Here is a 24776-nt window from a genome sequence, read left to right as displayed (position 1 = left end):
TCAGAAAATAATGGCAAAAAAGAAGAGGAGTTTACATATGGATACGGTAACATTAGCAAGAGCATTTTTCGGTTCTTCATTAGCATTCCACATTATCTTTGCAACACTTGGTGTCGGACTTTCATTAATGATTTTTATAAGTGAAATACTCTATCACTGGAAGAAAGATTCCGATTACGCCATTATGGCGAAAAGATGGACGAAGGCTTTTGCCATTCTTCTCGGTGTAGCAATTCCGACTGGAACAATCGTTGGTGTGCAAATCTCACTTCTTTGGCCTGGTTTTGCCAAAATTGTTGGGCAGGTTATTTCTGTTCCCTTTCAAATTGAGATTTTCGCCTTCTTTTTAGAGGCTTTGTTCATGTCCATTTATGTATATGCAGCTGACAAACTACCTCCATTCATGAGATTAATCTCGCTATTCTTCGTCATGATTGGTGCCACGGCATCTGCCGTGCTTATTACATCAGCAAATACATGGATGAATACACCCGCAGGATTTTCAATGGGACCAGATGGATCCGTTTTTAATGTTGATCCGTGGAAAGCTTTCTTTAATCCGAGTTTTGGCACAAGCGCATTCCATGTTGTGATTACAGCCTACGCAACTGGAGCTGCTGTCATTGCCTCTATAGCTGGATTTAAATTATTAAAGAAAAATTTAAGTGAACGTGAAGTGGCGTATCATAAAAAAGGACTGCTGTTAGGACTCGTCGTGACATTTATTACAGGTGCTACGATGTGGCTTTCGGGACACGAATCGGCAATTGCCTTACATAAGCATTCTCCTGAAAAACTTGCATCTGCTGAAGCTTTATTTGAAACGACATCACATGCACCGTTATCAATTGGCGGCGTTGTGGATCCTAACACACTTGAACTAAACTATGCACTAGAAATTCCGAACATGCTTAGCCTACTAGTAGGACTAGACCCTAGCACCGTCGTAAAAGGACTAAATGAATTCCCACAAGAAACATGGCCACCATTTTACACACATACACTATTCAACTTAATGGTCGGCACCGCTGCCTTTACTTTTGTAGTTGCAGCAATCGCCCTCTTATATTGGTACTTTGTTTACCGAAAAAAAGTTGCAGAATTACCGAAGTGGCTTCTTTGGGGAGCTGCAGCATGTGGACCAATTATGATGCTCGGTATTGAATTCGGGTGGATTTTCAGCTGTAGTGGTCGTCAACCGTGGACCATTTATGGTATGCAACGGACAGTCGACGCTTCTACACGCGCTGATTTTGTCGGTCCTTTATTTATTCTATTCATCATTTTATATATTGGACTCGGCATTTTAACAGTTTTTGTACTACGGACATTCTTTAAAAAACATCCGCTTACAAATGATTTACATCACGAAGGAGGCGGTTCTCGTGCATGAGGAAAGTATTGCAATCATCATCTTATGGGCTCTTATTTTCGTATACAGTATATTAGGGTCCATCGATTTTGGAGCAGGTTTTTGGGGCATGGTATACGCAAAACATCCAACGCTCGCTGCCAAGCTTGCCAACCGATACTTATCACCAACTTGGGAAGTAACAAATACATTTCTCGTCTTTGTCGTTGTCGCTTTTCTCGGTTTCTTTCCAAAAGCCGCTTTCACCCTTGCGACAGTGATGTTCGTGCCAGTTATGTTAATTTTAATACTCATTGCAATTCGCAGTACATTCATGGTATTTGCTTACTCTCTGCCAAAGTATCAATTCCTCCTTCGGGTGATTTCAGGTATTACTGGGCTCTTAATTCCAGCCTTATTAATTACCGTTTTACCCGTTACAGAGGGGGCTTATATTACAATCTCTGAAGGAAAAGAAGTACTCCTGTATGGAAAACTTCTTTCTAGCCCGGTTATCTACTGCTATATGCTCTTTGGGCTAACTTCGGAACTATTTCTCTCCTCTCTCTTTCTTGCTGATTTTGCGAGAGAGCAAGGTTCAGAAGATTCGTATAGAATTTATAGAAGAAACGCCATCATCCTTGGTCCTGCAACACTCGTTACGGCGATTATCGCCCTCGTTGTAATGGATCCGGAAACACACTGGCTTATGCAAGGACTAATAAAGCAATTCCCATGGTTTACAGTTTCTATCGTTTTATTCGTTATCGGGTACTCTTCCCTTTGGTGGACAAACAAGAAGTATGACTCACTAGGATACCCTCGTATTGCCGTTTTAGCAGTCGTCGCTCAATATGCATTTGCAAGTTATGCTTACGGCGTTGCGCATTTACCTTATATTATTTATCCTGATGTAACTGTATTTACAAGCTTTACAACGGTCGAAACATTCTATGCATTGCTTATTTTATACGCAATTGGGATCGCAATTTTATTACCAGGATTTATTTTCTTCTGGAATTTATTCTTGAAGGATCGAACTTTTTTAAAGGAAAAATAATCTATTCGGGGGAGTCTGTTCCAAAAGGCATTTTGGAACAGACTCCTTTTGTCATGTTTTGTCGATAAGTCGATATATTTTAAAAATCGCTGATATATTTTAAGTTGCGCCGATATATCTCCATAATCGCTGATATATTTTGAGTTGCGCCAATATATCTCCATAATCGCCCATATAAATTTCCTTTACTATCTTACTGCCCCCCTAATTTATAGGCTCCTCTCACAATAGTTATTTCACTATTCGTGACACTTGTCCTTTCGCTTGAAAAACACATATTCACTTTATTCCATTATATGTCTAGTTCTTCCTATTTTTCGCTGAATATACTACTAATACAAACCTTGAGACAAGCCACATTGGTTTAAGGAAAAGTAGAAAGGTAGGTAAAATATGAGCATTGAAATATGGATTACTATTATTGTATTCTTCTTAACGATGATTGTTATCTTTTGGCGACCTCGTGGTTTAAATGAGGCGTGGCCGGCAGCAATTGGCGCTGGCATTATCTTGATTACTGGACTTGTATCAAGACCAGACGTCATAGACATTATTAGTAAAATTGGCGGTGCCTCTATAACAATATTAGCGACCATCGTTATGGCGGTTATATTAGAAAGCTTCGGCTTCTTCCACTGGTCCGCAGCGAAACTTGCAAACTTAGCAAAAGGCTCTGGTCGCCGTTTATACTGGTATATTCAATTATTATGTTTTCTTATGACTCTTTTATTTAATAATGACGGTAGTATTTTAATTACAACTCCAATCTTAATTCTTCTTCTAAAAAACCTTCAATTAAAACCGCATCAACAAATCCCCTATTTATTAAGCGGTGCTTTAATCGCTACTGCATCTAGTGCACCAATTGGTGTAAGTAATATCGTAAACTTAATTGCATTAAATATCGTGAATATGACTCTTTATATGCATACTGCTATGATGTTTGTACCTGCAACATTAGGACTATTGTTTATGTCATGGCTTATGTATACAGTGTTAAAGAAAAAGCTACCAAAAAAATTACCTGTTTCTTCATATGATATCGAAGAAATATTCTTCACAAAAAACTTCCATCCGTTAAAAGGAAAAAATTCAGTTGATACGAAACAAAAACGGACAAGATTCATGCTAAAAGTATTAGGCTTCGTCTTCCTTATGCGCTGTCTTCTATTCGTTGCATCCTTCTTATCCATCCCAATTGAAATTGTTGCCGTACTCGGTTCACTCATTCTTCTCATCTGGAGATGGTACTACTTACGAACGAATCCTGTCGACATTTTGAAAAAGACACCGTGGCACATTTTAATTTTCGCTTTCTCTATGTATGTCATTATTTACGGGCTTCACAACGCAGGGTTAACAGCTGCGCTTGTAAATTGGCTTGAACCAGTTGTAAGTCAACATCTACTCTATGCCAGCTTTGCAATGGGTGGACTCGTCTCCCTCCTCTCTAACGTCTTCAATAACCATCCTGCACTTATGATTGGTACAATTACATTAACAGAAATGGGATTAGACCCAGTCACATTAAAAACTATCTATCTCGCAAACATTATTGGTAGTGACATCGGTTCACTATTATTACCAATCGGTACGTTAGCTTCCCTCATTTGGATGTATATCCTGAAACAAAACAAAATTAAAGTAAAATGGAAAGACTATTTAAGTGTATCCCTTATCGTTATTCCTCTCACAACAGTCGTCACATTATTCCTCTTATACTACTGGGTACACCTCTTCTTCGCCTTATAAACGACAGAAGCCCCCTTTGCTAAGACGGTAGCAAAGGGGGCTCCTTCTATATTTAAGTTAGGTACTACAGTGTGATCAATCAAGTAAAGAGGTGTAACGTATTATTGGTATAAATGACTACCAGTGTCTTTAAATTCTTTCGCTTTCTCTTTCATCCCTTTTTCAATTGCTTCTGTCGTTTCTAAATCATTGTCTTTCGCATATTCACGAATATCATGTGAAATTCTCATACTACAAAACTTCGGTCCACACATTGAACAGAAATGAGCCGTTTTCGCGCCTTCTGCTGGCAATGTTTCATCGTGATATTCCATCGCACGTTCAGGATCTAAAGATAAATTAAATTGATCGCGCCAACGGAATTCAAAGCGAGCTTTTGAAAGTGCATCATCACGCTGATGAGCCGTTTTGTGCCCTTTCGCAAGATCAGCTGCATGTGCAGCAATTTTGTACGTAATAACCCCCGTGCGAACATCATCTTTGTTCGGTAAACCTAAATGTTCTTTCGGCGTTACATAACAAAGCATCGCCGTTCCAAACCAGCCAATCATCGCCGCTCCAATTGCCGATGTAATATGGTCATAACCTGGTGCAATATCTGTTGTTAACGGCCCAAGTGTATAGAACGGCGCGCCCTGACAAATATCAAGCTCTTTCTCCATATTCTCTTTAATTAAATGCATCGGTACATGCCCAGGTCCTTCAATCATCACTTGCACATCATGTTTCCAAGCAATCTTCGTTAATTCACCAAGTGTTTCAAGCTCAGAAAACTGTGCTTCGTCATTTGCATCTGCAATCGAACCTGGACGTAATCCATCTCCAAGAGAGAACGAAACGTCGTACTGCTTCATAATTTCACATATCTCTTCAAAATGAGTGTATAAGAAGTTTTCTTTATGATGGAATAAACACCACTGTGCCATAATTGAACCACCACGCGAAACGATACCTGTCGTACGCTTTGCAGTAATCGGAATGTAACGAAGTAACACGCCAGCGTGAATCGTAAAGTAATCTACGCCTTGCTCCGCTTGCTCAATTAACGTATCACGATACACTTCCCACGTTAAATCTTCTGCAATTCCGTTTACTTTTTCAAGCGCTTGATAGATTGGTACAGTTCCAACCGGTACAGGTGCGTTACGAATAATCCACTCACGCGTCGTATGAATGTTTTTACCTGTAGATAAATCCATAATCGTATCTGCACCCCAGCGAGTAGCCCACGTCATCTTCTCTACTTCTTCTGCAATAGAAGACGATACAGCAGAGTTTCCGATATTTGCATTAACCTTCACGTGGAAGTTACGCCCGATAATCATCGGCTCTGCTTCAGGATGGTTAATATTCGCTGGTAAAATAGCGCGACCTTCCGCAATTTCCTTACGAACAAACTCTGGCTCTACTCCTTCACGAATCGCAACATATTCCATCTCAGACGTAATGATGCCATTACGTGCATAATGCATTTGCGTAACATTTGCACCTTGCTTCGCTCTAAGCGGTTTGCGACCCATTTGCGGGAAAACAGGTGTATGTTTCGAAGCCACTTTCACACCGTCGTCCTCTGGTTTCACTTCGCGCCCTTCGTATGCTTCTACATCTCCGCGCTCCAGGATCCAAGAATGGCGCGGCATTGGAATCCCCTTTTCCAGCTCCACTTTATACGCGGGATCCGTATAAGGACCGCTCGTATCATATACACGAATTGGCGGGTTCGGAATACCGTTCGTTTCGCTTTGTTCAATCTCGCGCATCGGCACTTTCATACCCGCGCGTGGTCCATCCACATACACTTTCTTACTTCCTGGTAAACTCGATTTCAATTCAATTTGCTCAGCTGAAACAGACTGTTTCATAACCTTTGTTGCCCCCCTGTACGTGACAAGGACAAGATATGGCCAGCGTATGCCAAAATAAAAAGAGCCAGGTCCATAAAAAAATAAGGACCTGGCTCATAAAGACATCATTATGTAAAGCCGTTAACTTCCCTACGCTGGTACGAGCCAGATCAGGTCCAAAGGGTTAAGAAGTTCACACGCTTCTCTCTCAGCCTACGCATACGTTAGGCACCCCTAGTTTATCACTGATTTAATTTTCAATACTTTCCCATCATACACGATAATCTGAAAAATGCAAAGTTTATTTCTTTTGTTGTTTATGGAATCATCCACGTTAAATAATATGCCTGTACATACGTCATAATACCAACAATAATTACGAAGAATAAACTATGCTTCACTGTAAAGCGGAATAAATCTGATTCTTTTCCAGCAAGTCCAACTGCCGCACAAGCAATTGCAATCGATTGCGGAGAAATCATTTTTCCTGTTACACCGCCCGTTGTATTTGCTGCAACGAGAAGTACTTCAGATACACCGACTTGCTGCGCTGTAATCGCTTGTAAATTCGAGAACAGTGCATTCGCTGACGTATCGGATCCTGTTAAAAATACACCGATCCAGCCTAGGAATGGTGAGAAGAACGGGAATAGTCCGCCAGTTCCTGCAAGTGCTAATGCTAATGTAGAAGATAGACCAGAATAGTTTGCGATAAACGCGAATCCTAATACGAATCCGATAGATAGAATTGGCATCTTAAGCTCATTTAACGTTTCTTTAAATGTTACTACTGCATCTTTTGCACTCATTTTCAAAATAAAGATAGAAATGATACAAGCAATTAAAATTGCTGTTCCCGTCGCTGATAAAATATCTAATTTCAAGATTGCTTCATAAGGCGTCGGTTTATTTACAATTGGCTCTGCTTTCATTACTAAATTGTGTAAGCCTGGAACTTCAAACTTAAACACAAGGCTTTCCAAAGCACCGCCTGGAGCAAATAACGCTTTAAAGAAACTTTGGCTCCAAATGACTACCATCACAGTTAAAATAATGAATGGAGACCATGCTTTTACTACTTTTCCTACCGTTAGTTTCGGCAGAGATATCGCCGTTGCTGCTACTTCACTATTTGCTTCTTTAGACTGATAGATTTCTTTCGGCTGCCAAACTTTTAAGAATAGAGATAAACTCACTAAACTTACAAGTGCTGACGTAATATCCGGAAGTTCTGGCCCTAAGAACGTCGCTGTAATGAACTGCGTAATTGCAAATGAGCTACCTGCTACAAATAGAGCCGGCCATGTTTGTCTTACTCCTTTAAATCCATCCATTAAAAATACGATAAAGAACGGAACAAATAATGATAAGAACGGTAATTGATGCCCAGCCATTTGTCCAATTTTATGCGGATCAATACCTGTTACTTGTCCAGCAACTGTAATCGGAATTCCCATCGCTCCGAACGCTACTGGTGCCGTATTTGCGATTAAACACAGACCCGCTGCATATAAAGGATTTAACCCAAGACCTGCAAGAAGCGCTGCGGTAATCGCTACTGGTGCACCAAATCCTGCTGCCCCTTCCAAAAATGCTCCAAATGAAAAACCGATTAAAATAACGAGTAAACGATGGTCATTCGTAATGGATAATACAGATGCACGAATCACATCGAATTGACCTGTTTTCACAGATATTTTATATAAAAATACCGACATAATGATAATCCAAGCAATTGGCCATAGTCCGTATAAGAAACCATATCCCGTCGCTGCCATCGCCATCGTGAACGGCATCTTATAAGCGAATAACGCAACTAAAATTGTAAGTACGACTGTAATTAATCCTGCCACATACCCCTTCATGCGGAAAACTGCTAAAGCTAAGAAAAAAAAGATAATCGGAATAAGTGCGACCGCTGCCGAAATCCAAATGTTTCCGAACGGATCATAAACTTGTGTCCATGTGTTCATTGTTCTCTCCCCCTAAAGAATCCCCTTTTAAATAGAATAACCTCATCAATAGACTATCAGGTCATCATACCTTTAAACCCAAAATAAAAAAACGTCAAAGAAAACGTTTTCATTAATTTTATCACAACAATTTCCATTAAAAAAGATTTTTTTGAAAATTTTATTATTTATCATGAGAATCTTACAAAAACGTCACGTTCTTGTAATGTTCATCGATAGGAAGCTTGCTACATTTCCTGCATAATAAAGGTATAAAAACGGATATTATTTATGAGGTGATATATATGAACGGAAACAAAATATTAGCAGCTTTATCATACTTTAGTGTATTATTTGCCCCTATCTTATTCCCTATCATTGTGTGGATTGTGGGCGATTCTGAAACGAAACCGCACGCAAAACGCGCTCTATGGACACACATCATTCCAAGCATCGCGTCATTTATTGGATTTATTATTCTAGGAATTATGGGTATCGGATCGAATCAACCAGACGTAACACTTGGCATTGGAGCAATGATTGTCTTATGTATTTGTGGCATTATTAGCTTATACTACTTCATTTGGAACATCGTAAAAGGTATTAAAGTGCTGAAAGCTTAAGTTTAAACAAACGTTTGATTAAAACAGTACGCATCATAATAAATGAAATTTTATCGGCGATACGAAAATCTTTTAATAAGAAAAAAACCGTCCCAAGATACCTTTTGGGACGGTTTTTTTATCTTCTGCGTTTCTTCTTTTTTCTCATCATTTTTTTGCGGCGCGTATTCACTTTATCCGCTATAATGTGAAGCGTACTTGCTACAATAATTCCCATTACGAACGTTACAATTTCAACCTCATGTTCCTTCGCAATTTCTATTAAATTCCCATCAAGCGCGATTACATTTAATAGGAATAAAAACGGAGAAAACACAATTAACATGTATGCAATACGAATCACATCACCAAGTATAATTGTATGTGTAAAGAAGGATCGATGCGGCATGACCTTCTTATACGGATACCAAAATATACGTAGGAACCCCCATTTATTATACGCATTACTATATGTATCTAAATCCGGCGTTAAAAATGAAGTACCTACTAAAAAGCCAATTGCAAAAGTTAATAAAAAATCCAAGTTTGTTAATCCATACGAAAAGAGCATAAACAAAACAACCGGAAGGGATATTAAGTTTATTTTCGTATGCGTTCTTCCTGATGGCATAATGCACTTCCTCGCTTACGTTCGCCCTGTCACCATATGACAGTTCTCACCTACTGATCTAATTTCTGATCGATAAAGGATGTGTCTATATCCGAACCAAACCATTCTGCCAACTTCACTCGTGCCTTATCTTTCACCTCTTCATTGACGTATAACGACGCTTGTAATAGAGCAGCCATTAACGCCCCTAAATCATCTGTATAACCAACTCCAGCAATGAAATCTGGGATGGCATCAATTGGTGCAATAAAATAAGCAAGTGCTCCAATCACAATAATTTTCACTCGCTTTGGAACATCAGGTCTTTGCAAAACGTAAAACAATAATAAACTTGCATAAATGACCGACTGCCCTGCTTGCTTTGCAACATGTTTTGCTTTCTTCCAAAACGCTTCAACTGAAAATTTTTGTTCCATGTAAAAGCCTCCCTATTTTTTTAAAGAAATAAGCTACAATATGTTATCAGTAAAAGTTCATCAAAATTACACATAATCTATCAATGAACTTTCATTGTAACAAACAAACTAAAAAAGAACAAGTGTTCGTTAATTTTTACATACTTCCCTTCATATAATAGGTTTCTAGATAACCACTCACCCATTGTCATTTCTTATTTCTCAACAAGAAAATTTTCACTTTCACTGAACATTCTGCTCTACCTTTGTTATATTTTCTAGTTGACGGACATATAAACGAATGTTAAAGTTTTCTCTGGTAGTGACAAATCTCATACAAAAAATGTAAAATGTTATAGTGTTTCTCAGAAATGAATTTTGTTGTATAATACAGAAATGACGTTATGCTTATGAGCAGCACAAGAAACCAAAAGGGTATGCATAGTTATAGTCGTATATGGGTGAATATAGAACCTCTAATTATGGCCAAGAAAACTATGTATTTTTTATTTTAGCATTTTTCGCTCCAAAATCGACCAAGCCTGATAGAGAAAGGGTGGAAATGAATGAAAGAAACCTTGAAATCACAATTTCAAAATGTGCGTTTCACTGTATTCGTAGCTTTAGCTTTATGGCTGAAGACGTACCTTATTACACGCACAAGCTTTGATTTAAAACTTGAATCTTTCATGCAAGAATTCATTTTATTCCTTAGCCCATTAGCAGCATCATTACTGCTTGTTGGTCTTGCATTATTTGCAAAAGGGAAAAAACGTAACTATATAGCACTTGGAATTAATTTTGTTTTAACAATCGTTCTTGTTGGTAACGTAATGTTCTACGGATTCTACAATGACTTCGTTACTTTACCAGTACTAGGACAAACATCTAACTTTGGAAGTTTAGGTTCTAGTGTGAAAGAATTGTTTAACTACAAAATTATCCTTGCATTTGCTGATATTATTGTATTCTTCATTTTATTGAAGAAGATGAAGAATTTTGCACCGACAGAACGTGTAGCACGCCCAATGCGTTCCCTATACTTCGTGTCAACAGTTGCTATTTTCTTCGCAAACTTAGGACTTGCAGAAGCTGAGCGTCCTGAACTATTAACACGTTCATTCGACCGCGTTATGCTTGTTAAAAACTTAGGTTTATATGTACACCAAGTGTATGATCTTGGCTTACAAGCAAAATCAAGTTCACAAAAAGCTTTTGCTGACGGTAGTAAATTACAGGAAACAGAGAACTACGTAAAAACAACGCAAAGCAAACCAGATCCAAATATGTTTGGTACGGCAAAAGGGAAAAACGTAATTGTTGTCTCTCTTGAGTCATTACAAACATTCTTAATTGGTGCAACAGTTAACGGACAAGAAGTTACACCATTCTTAAACCAATTTACGAAAGAAAGTTATTACTTTGATAACTTCTTCCACCAAACTGGGCAAGGAAAAACATCTGATGCTGAATTCTTAGTAGATACTTCAATGTATCCATTAGACCGTGGTGCTGTATTCTTCACACACGGTAATAACGAATATACAGCAACTCCAGAAATTTTACGTGAGCAAGGATACCATACATCAGTATTCCACGCGAACAACGCAACATTCTGGAACCGTAACATTATGTATCCGGCACTTGGTTATGATCGTTACTACAACGAGCTTGACTACAAGATTACGCCAGAAACGAAATTAAATTGGGGATTAAAAGATATCGAATACTTCGATCAATCTATCGATATGTTAAAAGAAGTGAAGCAACCGTTCTATACTCGCTTCCTTACTTTAACAAACCATTACCCATTCACTTATGATGACAGCACGAAATTAATCGATGAATACAATTCTGGTGATGGCGTATTTGACCGTTACATGGTAACTGCTCGTTATTTAGACGAAGCAATGAAACACTTTATTGAGCGTCTAAAAGCAGAAGGCATTTACGACAACTCAGTTATCGTATTCTACGGTGATCACTACGGTATTTCTGAAAACCATAACCGTGCAATGGCACAGTTCTTAGGAAAAGAAGAAATCACTGCATTTGACCATATGAACTTACAAAAAACACCGATGTTTATTCACGTTCCAGGTCAAAAAGAAGGTAAAACAATTTCAAAACCAACTGGTGAAATTGACATTAAACCAACAATTCTAAACTTACTTGGTGTAGATTCTACGAATCAAGTTCAATTCGGTCATGATGTATTCTCACCTGATAATAAAGGATTCGTTGTTCTTCGTGACGGTAGCTTCGTTACAGATAAGTACATGTACACGAACAGTACATTCTACGACCGTACTACTAGCGAAGTTGTACAATTACCAAAAGAAGAATCTCAACCACTCATTGATCGTGCCCAAAATGAATTGAACATGTCTGACAAAATCATTGAAGGTGACTTACTTCGCTTCTCTGAAAGTAATAAGACCAAAACTGGTGAAGTAAAGACAGCTATTAAAGAAGAAAAGAAGAGCGCTGAGTAATCTCAGCCTCTTTTTTTATATTTCTCCATACAATCACTTATATTCATTAACTTTAACATTACATAACCTTTACCAAATATTCACATAGGATTAACGAAACATCTCTATAATAAAATATGTAAGCAAGGTTCTATATATTTCTTATCTCTCATCTGTAATAAGATCCCTTAAAGAAATATATGAATCTTTTATTTCTACTTTCTTATAATTGTCTTTCAATATGTTTTGTTTCCATACACAAAACATTCAATAAGACGATGTCCCTATGAAAGATAGCTACCCTCCTTGTGCAACATTCCATAAGAATGTTGCTTTTTTTTATTCAAAAGCAGGATTCTTATTTCTCATTTTCGAATTTGTATATACAAAATACTGTAAATCACTACTACTTCTCTACCATTTACAAATACATATACGTCATATGTAAAGAAGTACTCACATAAAAATTACTATAGTGGTTTTTATTCCAAATGAATGAAAGCTTCACTTTACTTATGCACTTACGAAAGGATGGGACAGAAATTGGCATACGAAAAATTTGTACTATGGAATGATGCAGTAATTGATACAACAAAACATCGCGCGGACATAGAACTTGAAGAAAGAGGCTTGCAGTTTGGAGATGGTGTCTACGAAGTTATTCGCCTATATAAAGGGAACTTTCACTTATTAGATCCGCATATCACAAGATTATATCGCTCCATGGAAGAAATAGAATTATCACTCCCTTTCTCAAAAGCAGAACTTATTATCCTACTTTACAAACTAATTGAAAATAATAATTTCTACGAAGATGGAACGATTTATTTACAAGTATCTCGTGGTGTACAAGCTCGTACCCACACATTCTCATATGACGTCCCGCCGACAATCTATGCCTATATTACGAAGAAAGAAAGACCCGCGTTATGGATTGAATATGGTGTACGTGCTATATCAGAACCAGATACCCGCTGGCTACGCTGTGATATCAAATCATTAAATTTATTACCCAATGTATTAGCTGCTACGAAAGCTGAACGTAAAGGTTGTAAAGAGGCTCTTTTCGTACGAAATGGTACTGTAACTGAGGGAAGCTGTTCTAATTTCTTTCTCATAAAAAACGGAACTCTCTACACACATCCAGCCAATCACCTTATTTTAAATGGCATCATTCGTCAGTATGTCCTTTCTTTAGCGAAAACCCTTCGCATTCCAGTAAAAGAAGAACTGTTTAGCATTCGCGATGTTTATCAAGCGGATGAATGTTTCTTTACAGGAACGACGATTGAAATTTTGCCGATGACTCACCTTGATGGAACTGCCATCCAAGATGGTCAAGTTGGCCCTATCACAAAAATGTTGCAAAGATCCTTTTCTCAAAGCTTGTTACAATCCAATATGTCATCTTCTTAAACGCGAATAATTTCTAACCTTTCTACATTCAATATATGTATTTAAATGGAAATCAAGGTGTAATTTATGCCTTGATTTTTTCTTGTAATCTTTTTGTCATATTCAGATTCCCGCATAAGTCTTGACAGTAATCGACATGCTCTTTAGAATTTTTAACAGTTGGTAAATATTTCTTCACTACATTACAGACAGAAAGGAATCGACAAATTATGAAAAAATACCTTGCCGGTCTTGCGGCAGTGTCTGTAGCAGGAGGAGCAGCACCTACACTTGATAGTGTTCAAGCTGCCCCTGAACAAAATACACAAAAAGCTGCTACACAAACTGTCCAAGCTTCCGCATCAAACAGCTCATCTTATACGGTAAACACTAGCGTATTACATGTTCGTGCAGGATCAAGTACTTCTCACGACATCATCTCGCGTGTTTATAACGGTCAATCATTAAATGTGATTGGCGAAGAAAATGGTTGGTTCAAAATTAACATTAATGGAAAAACAGGATTTGTTAGTGGCGAATTTGTATCAAAAAATGGAGCAAGCAATTCTAATGTAAGTACAACAGGTGGGAACAATAAAGTTACTGCCGATGTATTACGTGTGCGTACAGCTCCTAACACTTCTAGTTCTGTTTCTGGGCGTGTATATGCAGGACAAACGTTAAACGTTGTCGGCCAAGAAAATGGTTGGGTGAAAATCAACCATAATGGACAAGTAGGTTATGTAAGTGGCGAATTCGTATCTGGCGTTTCTTCTAATGCAGGTTCTTCAAACAACAATACAAATAATAACAACCAAGAATCTGTAAAACCAGCAAGCGGAAACTATACAGTAAATGTATCTTCCCTTCGTGTTCGTACAGGTCCTAGCACTTCTCATACAACTGTAGCTTCTGTTACAAAAGGACAAGTTGTGCAAGTTGTTGGAGAAGTTCAAGATTGGTTCAAAATCAATTATGCAGGACAAACTGCTTACGTAAGCAAAGACTACGTAACAAAAGGCGGTTCTAACGACAACGTTACACAAGGAAACAACCAAGATAACAAACAAGAACAAAACAATAATGTAACTGTTCAAACTGGCGGTACTTACGTTGTTAACGCAACATCTCTACGCGTTCGTACAGGCCCTGCTGCTTACCATAGTGTAATTGGTGGCGTGTTAAATGGTACTACATTAAACGTAGTTGGATCTGAAAACGGTTGGTTTAAAGTAAACTATCAAGGAAAAACAGGCTTTGTTAGTAGCGAGTTTGTAAAATTCGTTAAAGGTGGCACTGCTACTCCTGAACAACCGAAACAACCTAATCAAGGTGCAATTGGTGACTACTACATTAATGCTTCTGCACTAAACGTACGTAGCGGCGAAGGTACAAATTATAGAATCATAGGGGCACTTCCACAAGGACAGAAGGTTCAAGTAATCTCTGAAAACTCTGGATGGAGCAAAATTAACTACAACGGTCAAACTGGTTACATCGGAACACGTTACCTTTCTAAAACACCAGTTGGTGGGGCAGTAGATAATAAGCCTAACAACAACCAAAATAACAATCAAAACAATAACAACAATAATACAGGCAATAATAGTGGTGATAGTTCTTCCATACTTGCATATGCAAAAGGAATGCAAGGTGTACCGTACGTTTGGGGCGGTACTTCTGCTACTGGTGTTGACTGCAGTGGTTACATCTACCACGTATTTAAGAAATTTGGTCATAACATTAGTCGTCAAAGTGTTGCAGGATATTGGGGTAGCCTACCACAAACTTCAAATCCACAACCAGGTGACTTAATTTATTTCAAAAATACTTATAAATCGGGCCCTTCTCACATGGGCATTTATCTTGGGGGCGGATCATTTATCCAAGCCGGAGATAAAGGTGTAGCAATCGCTTCATTAAGTAACTCTTATTGGAAGAGTCATTTCTTAGGATACACAAAAGCACCTTAAGTTATATTTTTAGAGCCTTCTAGATTACTAGAAGGCTCTTTTTAATATATGTCACCTATATCCCCGAAAAAATAATGTATCTATTTCCCTATTTCATACACTATATTCTACAAAAACACTCCATAACGTTATCATAATGTATATTTTTACATAAAAAACATAACCTATTTCATGTCTAATCATTTTATATGTGTTTTTTTAAAGAATTTTCTTTTTATTTAAACTTTTCGTTAGACGTTTGACCTCCGATGTCCATTATGATAAGTTACTTAAGATGTTATATTCGTAAACGTATAGACAACTGGTTTATACACTTTTTTTACTATGAGGAAGGAGCATACACTGCATGAATCTTTTATGGGGAATTGGCGGCGTGATTGGAGTATTAGCAATTGCTTTCTTACTATCTTCCAACCGCAAAGCTATTAATTGGCGCACAATTTTAATCGCGCTAGCATTACAAATGTCATTTTCATTTATCGTATTACGATGGGATGCCGGAAAAGCAGGTTTAAAATACGCTGCAGATGGCGTTCAAGGATTAATTAATTTTTCTTACGAGGGAATTAAGTTCGTTGCTGGGGATTTAGTCAACGCAAAAGGCCCTTGGGGATTTGTTTTCTTCATTCAAGCACTACTTCCAATCGTATTTATTAGTTCATTAGTTGCAATCTTATATCATTTCGGTATTATGCAGAAATTTGTTAGTGTCGTTGGTGGTGCATTAAGTAAACTTCTTGGAACTTCTAAAGCTGAAAGTTTAAACTCAGTAACAACTGTATTTTTAGGACAAACTGAAGCTCCAATCTTAATCAAACCTTACTTAGCACGTTTAACAAATAGTGAATTCTTCACTATTATGGTAAGCGGTATGACAGCTGTTGCCGGATCAGTTCTTGTCGGCTATGCAGCAATGGGTATTCCGTTAGAACACTTATTAGCAGCAGCAATTATGGCAGCTCCATCAAGTCTATTAATTGCGAAACTAATTATGCCAGAAACAGAAAAAGTAGATAATAACGTTGAACTTTCTACAGAACGTGAAGATGCAAACGTTATTGACGCAGCGGCACGTGGTGCATCTGAAGGTATGCAACTTGTTATTAACGTAGCAGCAATGTTAATGGCTTTCATCGCATTAATCGCTTTATTAAATGGTCTATTAGGATTAATTGGCTCTCTGTTCCATATTAAACTTAGCCTTGATTTAATCTTCGGTTACTTACTATCACCATTTGCAATCTTAATCGGGGTTTCTCCTGGTGAAGCTGTACAAGCAGCAAGCTTTATCGGTCAAAAACTTGCAATCAACGAATTCGTTGCATACGCAAACTTAGGACCACACATGGCAGAGTTCTCTGCAAAAACAAACTTAATTTTAACATTCGCAATCTGTGGATTCGCAAACTTCTCTTCTATCGCAATTCAATTAGGTGTAACAGGAACGTTAGCTCCTACTCGCCGTAAGCAAATTGCACAGTTAGGGATTAAAGCAGTTATCGCTGGTACATTAGCAAACTTCTTAAATGCAGCAGTTGCAGGTATGATGTTCCTATAAAATGGTGCAAAGTCTCCTCTTTCTAAAGAGGGGGCTTTTTATTATATGTTGTATATTTTTTGGTATATATTAAATACTTTATGCTTAAATATAAGAACATTATGATACAATAATTAGTAAGTCTGTTTATTTTTTCTTGGAAAAGAGAGATACTACTTGTTGTTGCTCTCCAAAATAACCTAGTCATCCGGTCTATTTCTTAATAATTGCGCATACTACAAGTATCCTTGCATGAATTACCTTTAAGGAGGAAAGTTTTGTGAAAGATAACTTCTATAAAGTCCTCTCTATGTGGATTTTACAAATTTTATTTTATTTTACAACTGTACATGTAACGCAATATGAGCATGCTCTCATTTTTACAATTATATATGTAATTGTTAATGTACTATTTCTATTATTGACTGATAAAACCGCATTTGTTCTCTTTATATTAGGAACCATTATTTCGGTATTCTACCTGTTCTACCAAGCATGGCTTTACTTATGGAGTACATCAGAACAATGGGAATACATTATTACTCACTTCCTAATGGCAGCAAACTTCTTCATCGTATACATCTCTACTCATTTATTAAAGAAGGTTATTCATGAAAATAAAGAATTAACCGAACGTGTGAGAACGTTAGAACAATACATTGGAGAATCAAAATTATTAACAAGACAAGAATTCGAAAGACGACAAGCATTATTAATAAATGCAATGAATCGTCGTAATGAAACAGGCGTTATTATTTATTTTGACTTCACTTCCTTTAGTAAATATACGAAGGAAAGTGTTATGGACCGTGTAGCTTCATTATTAGTTGAAACGATAAGAGCTGACTTTGACCTTGCTGCTGAATACGATAATAATACGCTAGTTATTTTATTACAAAACACAAATGAAGCCGGTGCTGACATTGTAATGAATCGCCTAAAGCCAAAAATGGAGCAATGGCTTGCTGCTGAAGCGATTCAAGATATCCCAATTTCACGCGAGCAAATTGGGAACAAAGGACAGACGTTATTATGATGACACTCGTTATACTTCTTTTATTCCTTCTATTTTGCGTACTCGTGTTTTGGATTAGCATCACATTTTCGATTAAGTATATACTTATTTTTACAGCCTTTCTATTCTCTGCCTTACTTGTTTACTATTCTTTCTTAACACTCGCAGGTTTAGTTCACCGAAATAGTAAACGAAAAGATCGTACGCTAGAACATTATCCAAGCGTCGATATTTTAATACCTGCCCACAATGAAGGGGTCGTTATTAAAGATACTTTAGAGGCGATGGCGAAGATTGAATATCCGGGCAGACTAACTGTTTATTTATTAAACGATAACTCTCAAGATGAGACACCTGAAATTGGTGACGATTTTGACAAAGCTTATGCTCATATTCGTCACATTCGTGTTCCGGCGGGTGAACCAAAAGGGAAATCGCGTGTATTAAACTATGGTCTTAGTATTTCAGATGGTGAATACTTCTGTGTGTATGATGCAGATAACCAGCCTGAACCACATGCACTGCGAATGCTTGTAGAACACGCTGAAACAACCGTGGATGCTGTTGGAGCTGTTGGTCACGTTCGTACTGTAAATGAAAACAGAAACTGGCTAACACGAATGATTTCATTAGAATTTCAAATCTTCCAGCTCCTTATGCAATCAGGACGCTGGTTACTATTCCAAACAGGTTCACTAACAGGAACAAATATGCTTCTTCGTCGCTCTGCATTAGAAGAACTTGGCGGCTATGACCCGTATGCAATTGCAGAAGACGCTGAATTAACATTACGAATTACACAAAAAGGCTATCTCTTACCGATCGTTCCAGAATCGATTACATGGGAACAAGAACCTGAGCATTTAAAAATCCTTATTAAGCAGCGTACACGTTGGCTCCAAGGGAACTTGTACATTTTAGAAAAAATGTTTTCTTCCTTAAGTTTCTTTAAAGGAAAACTTCTCGTCCATTCCTTACAACAAGTTTTAGTGTATGTTGTATTTTGGCTATTCTTAATCATCTCGAACGTTTGGTTTGTAATTGGGTTACTCGGGATATTCCAAATTCAATATAGCATTCCGCTACTATTTATGTGGTATGTCGCATATATTACATATGTTTCTCAATTATTTAGTGCCCAGAGTGTGGAACGAACCTTTACACCAACTAATATTTTTATTAGTGTTATCATGTACTTTACGTACGCACAGCTCTTTACGTACTTATTCATTCGCAGCTTAATTTTATACTTACGTGCAAAGAGCAAGAAACAAGTCATTGGCTGGGATAAAACAGTTCGATTCAAAAAAGAAAAGTAAAACTTTAATCAGTGGGAGTTCTCCCACTGATTTTTATTTTGTAAATAAAAATCAGCACAGAGCGCCGTATGCTCTGTGCTGATTTATTGCCGTATAAATTATATATCAGACAATACCCCTTAGCTGAAAGTAATTTCACGTCCATCCCCCAACGAACGATTGACCTTCATTTATATACGAAAAAGTGATTGCTATTTTTGTAGAACCAATTGCTTCTCTTGCTGTTCTTTGCGCGTTTCAGTCTTAGGTTCCGTGCTTTCTTGGACACTACGATGTGCCACACGTTTCAAACAAATATGCTTCCACTTTCTTTCGTAACGTTTCATTATTCTAGATGTCCCCCTTGAATGCGCTTTAAAACTATTTGAAATCGCTTACAGGAAATAATATAGCACATATACATAAACGTGACAACACATTTCCGACAATTTTTTGTCAAAAATACAAATAGAATCCGCAAGATATCGAACATTGTCGAAATTCATCGATTTATCTTCACATAAAAGGCATACTACTTACATAGTAAAGTATTTTATTTCCCTGACTTGCAGTTAAAATTCCTTCTATATAAAAAAGAGCTGATACATAATCAGCCCTTTTTCCTTCTATTATTAATGACGCTTCATACGTCCTTCTTTTTGTAACTCTTTAAATAATGCTGCCATCATAAAGAAAATAACGAAGACGAATGGGAATGCCGCAATAATAGCTGCCGTTTGCAGTGCTTCTAATCCACCAACATATAATAAGGTAGAAGCTATCGATGCTAAAACGATACCCCAAACCATTTTAATGCGGTTTGGTGGATTTAAACTACCATGTGTCGTTAACATCCCTAAAACGAATGTCGCAGAGTCTGCAGATGTAATAAAGAATGTTGCAATAAGCAGAATACCTAATACCGATAAAGCTGATCCAAAGCTTCCCATCTGATCAAACATAGCGAATAACCCTACTTCTGTTCCCATCTCTTTCACTTTGTCGAAGATATGAGCATCACCAAACAGCTCCATATGAATACCAGTCCCGCCAAAAACAGAGAACCAAAGTGCACCAATTACGGTCGGTACGAGTAACACACCGATAACAAACTCACGAATCGTACGTCCTCGTGAAACACGTGCAATAAACGTACCTACGAATGGTGACCATGCAATCCACCATGCCCAATAGAAAATTGTCCATGACTGAATCCATTGATTTCCGCCTTCATCTAATGGACTTAAACGGAAGCTCATGCTTGGCAATTCCTGAATATAAGAACCGATTGTTGAAGTGAAGTAATTCATAATAAAGTTTGTTGGACCTGCAAATAATACAATAATCATAAGTGCAAACGCCAAAATAATATTCGCATTACTTAAATATTTAATTCCTTTATCAAGACCTGTTTGCGCAGATAACATGAAAAGAACGGTTACGATTGCAATAATAACTAACTGTGTCGGCAATGAATTCGGGATAGATGTTAAATAACTAACACCACCAGCAATTTGTTTCGCACCAAGACCTAATGATGTTGCAACACCAAACACAGTTGCGAAAACAGCTAACACATCAAATGAATGAGCAATACGTCCATGCTCCCCGCCTTTAAATAACGGACCTACTGTCGCACTAATCGTACTTGCTTTTCCTTTTCTAAAAGTAAAGTAAGCAATACACAGCGCTACAAATGCATATAGTCCCCACGGATGTAATCCCCAATGGAAAAATGAAAAACGTAGTGCAAGACGCGCACTTTCCTCAGTTGCACCTTCTCCAAACGGAGGTGCGTACAAATGGTTTAATGGTTCGGCAACGCCCCAGAAAACTAAACCGATACCCATACCAGCGCTAAATAGCATAGCAAACCATGTCATATAACTATAATCAGGTTCATCATCATCTTTACCTAAACGAATAGAACCGTATTTCGAAACAATTAAAAAGATAGACACACTTAATATAATAGAAACAGAAATAATATAGAACCATCCAAACTTACTAACTAATGCAGTTTGAATTGCGGTTGTTACATTTCCTAAGCTACCTTTTCCAATAATAGATTCGGGAATAATCCCCCAAATTGTAAATGCAATACATAATGTTAATGATACGATGAATGTTTTTGTCAGTTTCCTCATCAAATCCCCCTTCGTAGGTTTCACTTTTGTAAATAACATAAATTCCGATATGTAAAATCGGATAGAAAACTATAATTTTACGGTGATTTTCTTACTTTCACCTTCACCAATTCGAATTCTTATGGACAGCCTTACCTTCCGTATAACCTTTTCACTCTGCAAGAGCTACAAGATCGAAATACTGCTGTCAAATTGTGTGAGAAAAATGCGGATGGGAATGTATTTTCCCAAAAAAGGATGTGTTACAGATGTAAAAAAGGGCATTTTTCTTCCTTGCAACCCTTTCTTTTTGTAACAATTATGCGGTTTTTTTGCTAGTATATAGCACGTGTTTATAGTTTCACAAACGAAATGTTTATGTTTATATAACTATATTACCCATAAAACGGCAAAATACTCAAGGAATGTAACCGTTTAGTAAACATCATGTAACACTTCTGTAATATTTTTATTTACGCCGAAAAATATATGTTGTATTAAATATTTTGAATATAAGTAGAAACCTACTAATCACATAGAATGAAAAACGCTTTCCTATATTTTTTGTTATATTACAGGATGTTAACGACTGATTACGAATGGTTTGTAATTGTGTGTTTTCCCGAAATCCGAAAAAATCTGTTGCTATAATGAGGACACGAAAACAAACGCAATGGAGGCTATCATGAAAAAATTAATTGGAATAGCAACAGCAGCAGTTTTTGGTCTTGGGATTTTCACATCATCTGCTAATGCAGAAACTGTTGTAACAACAGACGTACTAAATGTACGTGAAAACCCTACTACTGAATCAAAAGTTGTCGGTAAATTACTAAACGGTAATAAAATAGATGTTCAAAATACAGAGAACGGATGGTCAAAAATCACTTTAGATGGTAAAGACGCATTCGTAAGTGCAGAGTTCACAAAAAGCATCTACTACGTAACAGCTAACGTATTAAACGTACGTGCTGAAGCGAACACAAACTCAGAAATTCTTGGAACGTTGAAGAAAGACGATATGATCGAAACAACGAACCAAGTAAAAAATGAGTGGTTACAATTTGAATATAACGGGAAAACAGCTTATGTTCACGTTCCTTTCTTAACAGGCACAGCGCCTGTTATCGAGAAACAAGAACAACCTGCTCCTGCTAAAACTGTAGCACCAGCTAAAGCACAAGCACCTGCAGCACAAGCAAAACCAGCTGCTAAGCCTGCTGTGAAAGCTGCTGAAACTAGCACACCTTCTGGTGGTCGTGAGTTAACAGTTGTAGCTACAGCATATACAGCTCATCCGAGCGAAAACGGTGGCACATACGGTGGCCGTGTATTAACTGCAATGGGTCATGACTTAACAGCGAACCCAAACATGAAAATGATCGCTGTTGACCCGAAAGTAATCCCATTAGGATCTAAAGTATGGGTAGAAGGTTACGGAGAAGCTATCGCTGGAGATACTGGCGGTGCAATTAAAGGTAACCGTATCGACATCCTACTTGGATCAGATAGCGCTGCTCAAAAATGGGGACGCAAAACTGTTAAAGTGAAAATTTTAAAATAACCAATGACTGCTAAAGCCGGTTCTCTTTGTTGAGAGCTGGCTTTTATTTTTTTATAATAACTATAAGGAGGTTATGTTCATGAATGTACAAGCAAAAATAGACTGGATCGGTACACCAAAACCGTATATATATAAAGATGAAGTAACATACGACGCTACTTCCATCGACTTTTCACTCGCTGGCAATGACAATCGATATAAATTAGTTGTGCTCAGCTCTGAAGAAAATACACATTACAAAATTGTCCAATATGGAATCAAACCCGGCTCACAAAAGCCATTTCCTATCGATATTCCATTCAAACAAAACATGTTACCAATTATAGAACAAATATTACATGATCCATATGTGCAAGCGATATTAAAGGAAACGCGCTCATAATCGAAAAAAGACTATCTCAATTATATGAGATAGTCTTTTTATTAACGGTTCGGACCAGATACTTCCTCTGATTTCAACGTATTATTGGCACCCAGAGAATGATATAGCACCTTTCCATTTCCATTAACAGTAACGATATGGTCATTATTAAAGCTTTTGAACTTTACAGACCCATCACCGTAACGAATATGGTACTCTTCATATGTCGTTACTTTATATTTCGTAGCACTTTGACGTTCTACATTACGAACATCCATCGTTAATAAGTCTTCTGTAATTCCTTTTTTGTGTAGATACTGTATGTAATCACGGTCTTCCTTGTACGATTTCCCGCTCTTATCATAATCATTTTCAATTAAACTAAAATCATTTAACGAAATCGCACGTACGTTATTATAAATGTGATTTCGTACAAAATCACCAACTGCTGAGCTTGATGTTTCTTTCGGGAATTTTAAGTAATACGTGCTTTGGTCTCCAATTTTAATACTTTCAGATTTTATTACACCAAAATCAGTAGTTTTCTCTAAATGTACTTCTACTGTTTCATCTGTGGATACAGGACCCAGTTTATAATTACCATAACTTAATTTTCCACGTTTTTTACCATTTACAAATACGGTTGCATCATTTTCATCAGAAGAAATGCTTACATACTTTCCTTCAAGCGATAAATCTACACTCACTTTCTCGCTCTGTTCATCTGCTAAATCTACTTCTTTCTCCGTTTCTAATTCAGTAAGTTCTGTCTTCGCTGTTGCCTTGACAACATACGTACCTGGGAAGTATGGCCCTAACTCTTTCGAAGTTTTATCACTAGAAAGTTCTGTTTCTTTTTTATCATTCACATATATTTCCGCATTCTTTGCAGTTGTACTAACACTCATATAATAAGATTTCATGCTAAACTTATACTTTGGATATAAGAACCACTCTTTTCCCTCTGCTACAATTTCCCCATCTTTAAACGAATTTTTATCCTTTGTTAACTTTTGATCTACTGTCTCTTTCTGTAAATAAGACAATAATTGTTTATTGTAAGAAGGGTTCTCTTTTAAGTAACGCATGTACGCTTTAATATCCTCTGTCTTAATCTTTAAGCTTGAATCATTTGCTTTCACAAACTCATCAATTGCATTAATATCTTTCTTTTGGAATGCTTCAATCATTACATTTATTTGCTTTTCTTTTGAAAACTTATATGCTCCAAATTTATATGCCCCAAATAATAAAATAATAATAATGGCAAAACCAATAATTGAAAATAAATTTTTCTTACTTTTCACTGGTTGTGTCTCGCTTTGTACTTCTGTATATGAAGCGGCAGTGTTATCGACGATTACTTCTACTTTACTCCCACACTCAGGACAAAAGTTCAAATGGTCTGCAACGTTCTTTTTACATGTTCCACAAAACTTCAACGTG

General features: G+C 37.3%; 18 protein-coding genes and 1 riboswitch. Of the genes, 12 read left to right on the top strand and 6 right to left on the bottom strand.

Annotated elements, in window-relative coordinates; all coding sequences use genetic code 11:
• Positions 1-37 precede the first annotated feature (37 nt).
• From cydA to QCI46_RS01355, 3 genes are all read left to right on the top strand, one after another.
• A complete protein-coding gene (cydA, locus tag QCI46_RS01365) occupies positions 38-1393 on the top strand; it encodes a cytochrome ubiquinol oxidase subunit I (protein ID WP_353839441.1) in 1356 nt (451 codons plus the stop codon).
• Positions 1386-2411 (top strand): cytochrome d ubiquinol oxidase subunit II, encoded by a 1026-nt coding sequence (locus QCI46_RS01360; RefSeq protein ID WP_353839440.1) that lies wholly within the window; start codon positions 1386-1388, stop codon positions 2409-2411. The genes cydA and QCI46_RS01360 overlap by 8 nt, the downstream gene beginning before the upstream one ends.
• A gap of 393 nt (positions 2412-2804) precedes the next feature.
• Complete coding sequence (locus tag QCI46_RS01355; RefSeq protein WP_327959607.1) at positions 2805-4163, top strand: arsenic transporter; 1359 nt, start codon at positions 2805-2807, stop codon at positions 4161-4163.
• Between the two features lie 101 nt (positions 4164-4264).
• Here the strand turns inward: QCI46_RS01355 and thiC are convergent, their stop codons facing one another.
• Both thiC and lldP read right to left on the bottom strand, forming a co-directional pair.
• Positions 4265-6025, bottom strand: a complete 1761-nt coding sequence (gene thiC, locus QCI46_RS01350; RefSeq protein ID WP_353839439.1) for a phosphomethylpyrimidine synthase ThiC — start codon at positions 6023-6025, stop codon at positions 4265-4267.
• Between the two features lie 112 nt (positions 6026-6137).
• A riboswitch (TPP riboswitch) is annotated at positions 6138-6253 on the bottom strand.
• Positions 6254-6324: 71 nt separating this feature from the next.
• Complete coding sequence (gene lldP / locus QCI46_RS01345) at positions 6325-7980, bottom strand: L-lactate permease (RefSeq protein ID WP_353839438.1); 1656 nt, start codon at positions 7978-7980, stop codon at positions 6325-6327.
• 284 nt (positions 7981-8264) lie between these two features.
• Between lldP and QCI46_RS01340 the strand changes: the two genes are divergently transcribed.
• A complete protein-coding gene (locus QCI46_RS01340) occupies positions 8265-8582 on the top strand; it encodes a magnetosome magnetite crystal formation protein family (RefSeq protein WP_087983179.1) in 318 nt (105 codons plus the stop codon).
• 118 nt (positions 8583-8700) lie between these two features.
• Here QCI46_RS01340 and QCI46_RS01335 read toward each other — a convergent pair whose 3' ends face one another.
• Positions 8701-9192: a metal-binding protein gene (locus QCI46_RS01335; RefSeq protein ID WP_088608286.1), complete on the bottom strand. Its 492-nt coding sequence runs from the start codon at positions 9190-9192 to the stop codon at positions 8701-8703.
• A gap of 50 nt (positions 9193-9242) precedes the next feature.
• Positions 9243-9608 (bottom strand): YkvA family protein, encoded by a 366-nt coding sequence (locus tag QCI46_RS01330; RefSeq protein WP_000435500.1) that lies wholly within the window; start codon positions 9606-9608, stop codon positions 9243-9245.
• A gap of 545 nt (positions 9609-10153) precedes the next feature.
• Between QCI46_RS01330 and QCI46_RS01325 the strand changes: the two genes are divergently transcribed.
• The 6 genes from QCI46_RS01325 to QCI46_RS01300 all read left to right on the top strand — a co-directional run bounded on the left by QCI46_RS01325 (position 10154) and on the right by QCI46_RS01300 (position 19300).
• The gene (locus tag QCI46_RS01325; RefSeq protein ID WP_060488013.1) at positions 10154-12082 is read left to right on the top strand and encodes an LTA synthase family protein; all 1929 of its coding nucleotides are present in this window, start codon (positions 10154-10156) and stop codon (positions 12080-12082) included.
• A gap of 510 nt (positions 12083-12592) precedes the next feature.
• Complete coding sequence (locus QCI46_RS01320) at positions 12593-13477, top strand: D-amino-acid transaminase (RefSeq protein WP_087985995.1); 885 nt, start codon at positions 12593-12595, stop codon at positions 13475-13477.
• 209 nt (positions 13478-13686) lie between these two features.
• Positions 13687-15429, top strand: a complete 1743-nt coding sequence (locus QCI46_RS01315) for a C40 family peptidase (RefSeq protein WP_353839437.1) — start codon at positions 13687-13689, stop codon at positions 15427-15429.
• Between the two features lie 346 nt (positions 15430-15775).
• Complete coding sequence (locus QCI46_RS01310) at positions 15776-16987, top strand: NupC/NupG family nucleoside CNT transporter (RefSeq protein WP_064476164.1); 1212 nt, start codon at positions 15776-15778, stop codon at positions 16985-16987.
• Positions 16988-17246: 259 nt separating this feature from the next.
• Complete coding sequence (locus QCI46_RS01305; RefSeq protein ID WP_087985930.1) at positions 17247-18002, top strand: GGDEF domain-containing protein; 756 nt, start codon at positions 17247-17249, stop codon at positions 18000-18002.
• Complete coding sequence (locus QCI46_RS01300) at positions 17999-19300, top strand: glycosyltransferase family 2 protein (RefSeq protein WP_353839436.1); 1302 nt, start codon at positions 17999-18001, stop codon at positions 19298-19300. Before QCI46_RS01305 ends, QCI46_RS01300 begins: the two co-directional genes overlap by 4 nt.
• Positions 19301-19911: 611 nt before the next feature.
• Here QCI46_RS01300 and opuD read toward each other — a convergent pair.
• Positions 19912-21426: a glycine betaine transporter OpuD gene (gene opuD / locus QCI46_RS01295; RefSeq protein ID WP_353839435.1), complete on the bottom strand. Its 1515-nt coding sequence runs from the start codon at positions 21424-21426 to the stop codon at positions 19912-19914.
• A 664-nt stretch (positions 21427-22090) separates the two neighbouring features.
• Between opuD and QCI46_RS01290 the strand changes: the two genes are divergently transcribed.
• The gene (locus QCI46_RS01290; RefSeq protein WP_353839434.1) at positions 22091-22969 is read left to right on the top strand and encodes a cell wall-binding protein EntA; all 879 of its coding nucleotides are present in this window, start codon (positions 22091-22093) and stop codon (positions 22967-22969) included.
• A 79-nt stretch (positions 22970-23048) separates the two neighbouring features.
• On the top strand, positions 23049-23351 hold the full coding sequence (locus QCI46_RS01285; RefSeq protein WP_327959613.1) for a DUF3910 family protein: 303 nt from the start codon (positions 23049-23051) through the stop codon (positions 23349-23351).
• 41 nt (positions 23352-23392) lie between these two features.
• On the opposite strand, the gene QCI46_RS01280 is transcribed toward QCI46_RS01285, so the two are convergent.
• The gene (locus tag QCI46_RS01280) at positions 23393-24772 is read right to left on the bottom strand and encodes a zinc ribbon domain-containing protein (protein WP_353839433.1); all 1380 of its coding nucleotides are present in this window, start codon (positions 24770-24772) and stop codon (positions 23393-23395) included.
• Between the last annotated feature and the right edge of the window lie 4 nt (positions 24773-24776).

Origin of the sequence: Bacillus cereus group sp. RP32, assembly GCF_040459735.1 — a bacterium.
Taxonomy (GTDB): Bacteria; Bacillota; Bacilli; order Bacillales; family Bacillaceae_G; genus Bacillus_A; species Bacillus_A wiedmannii.
This window is presented reverse-complemented; position numbering and strand designations above follow the sequence as displayed.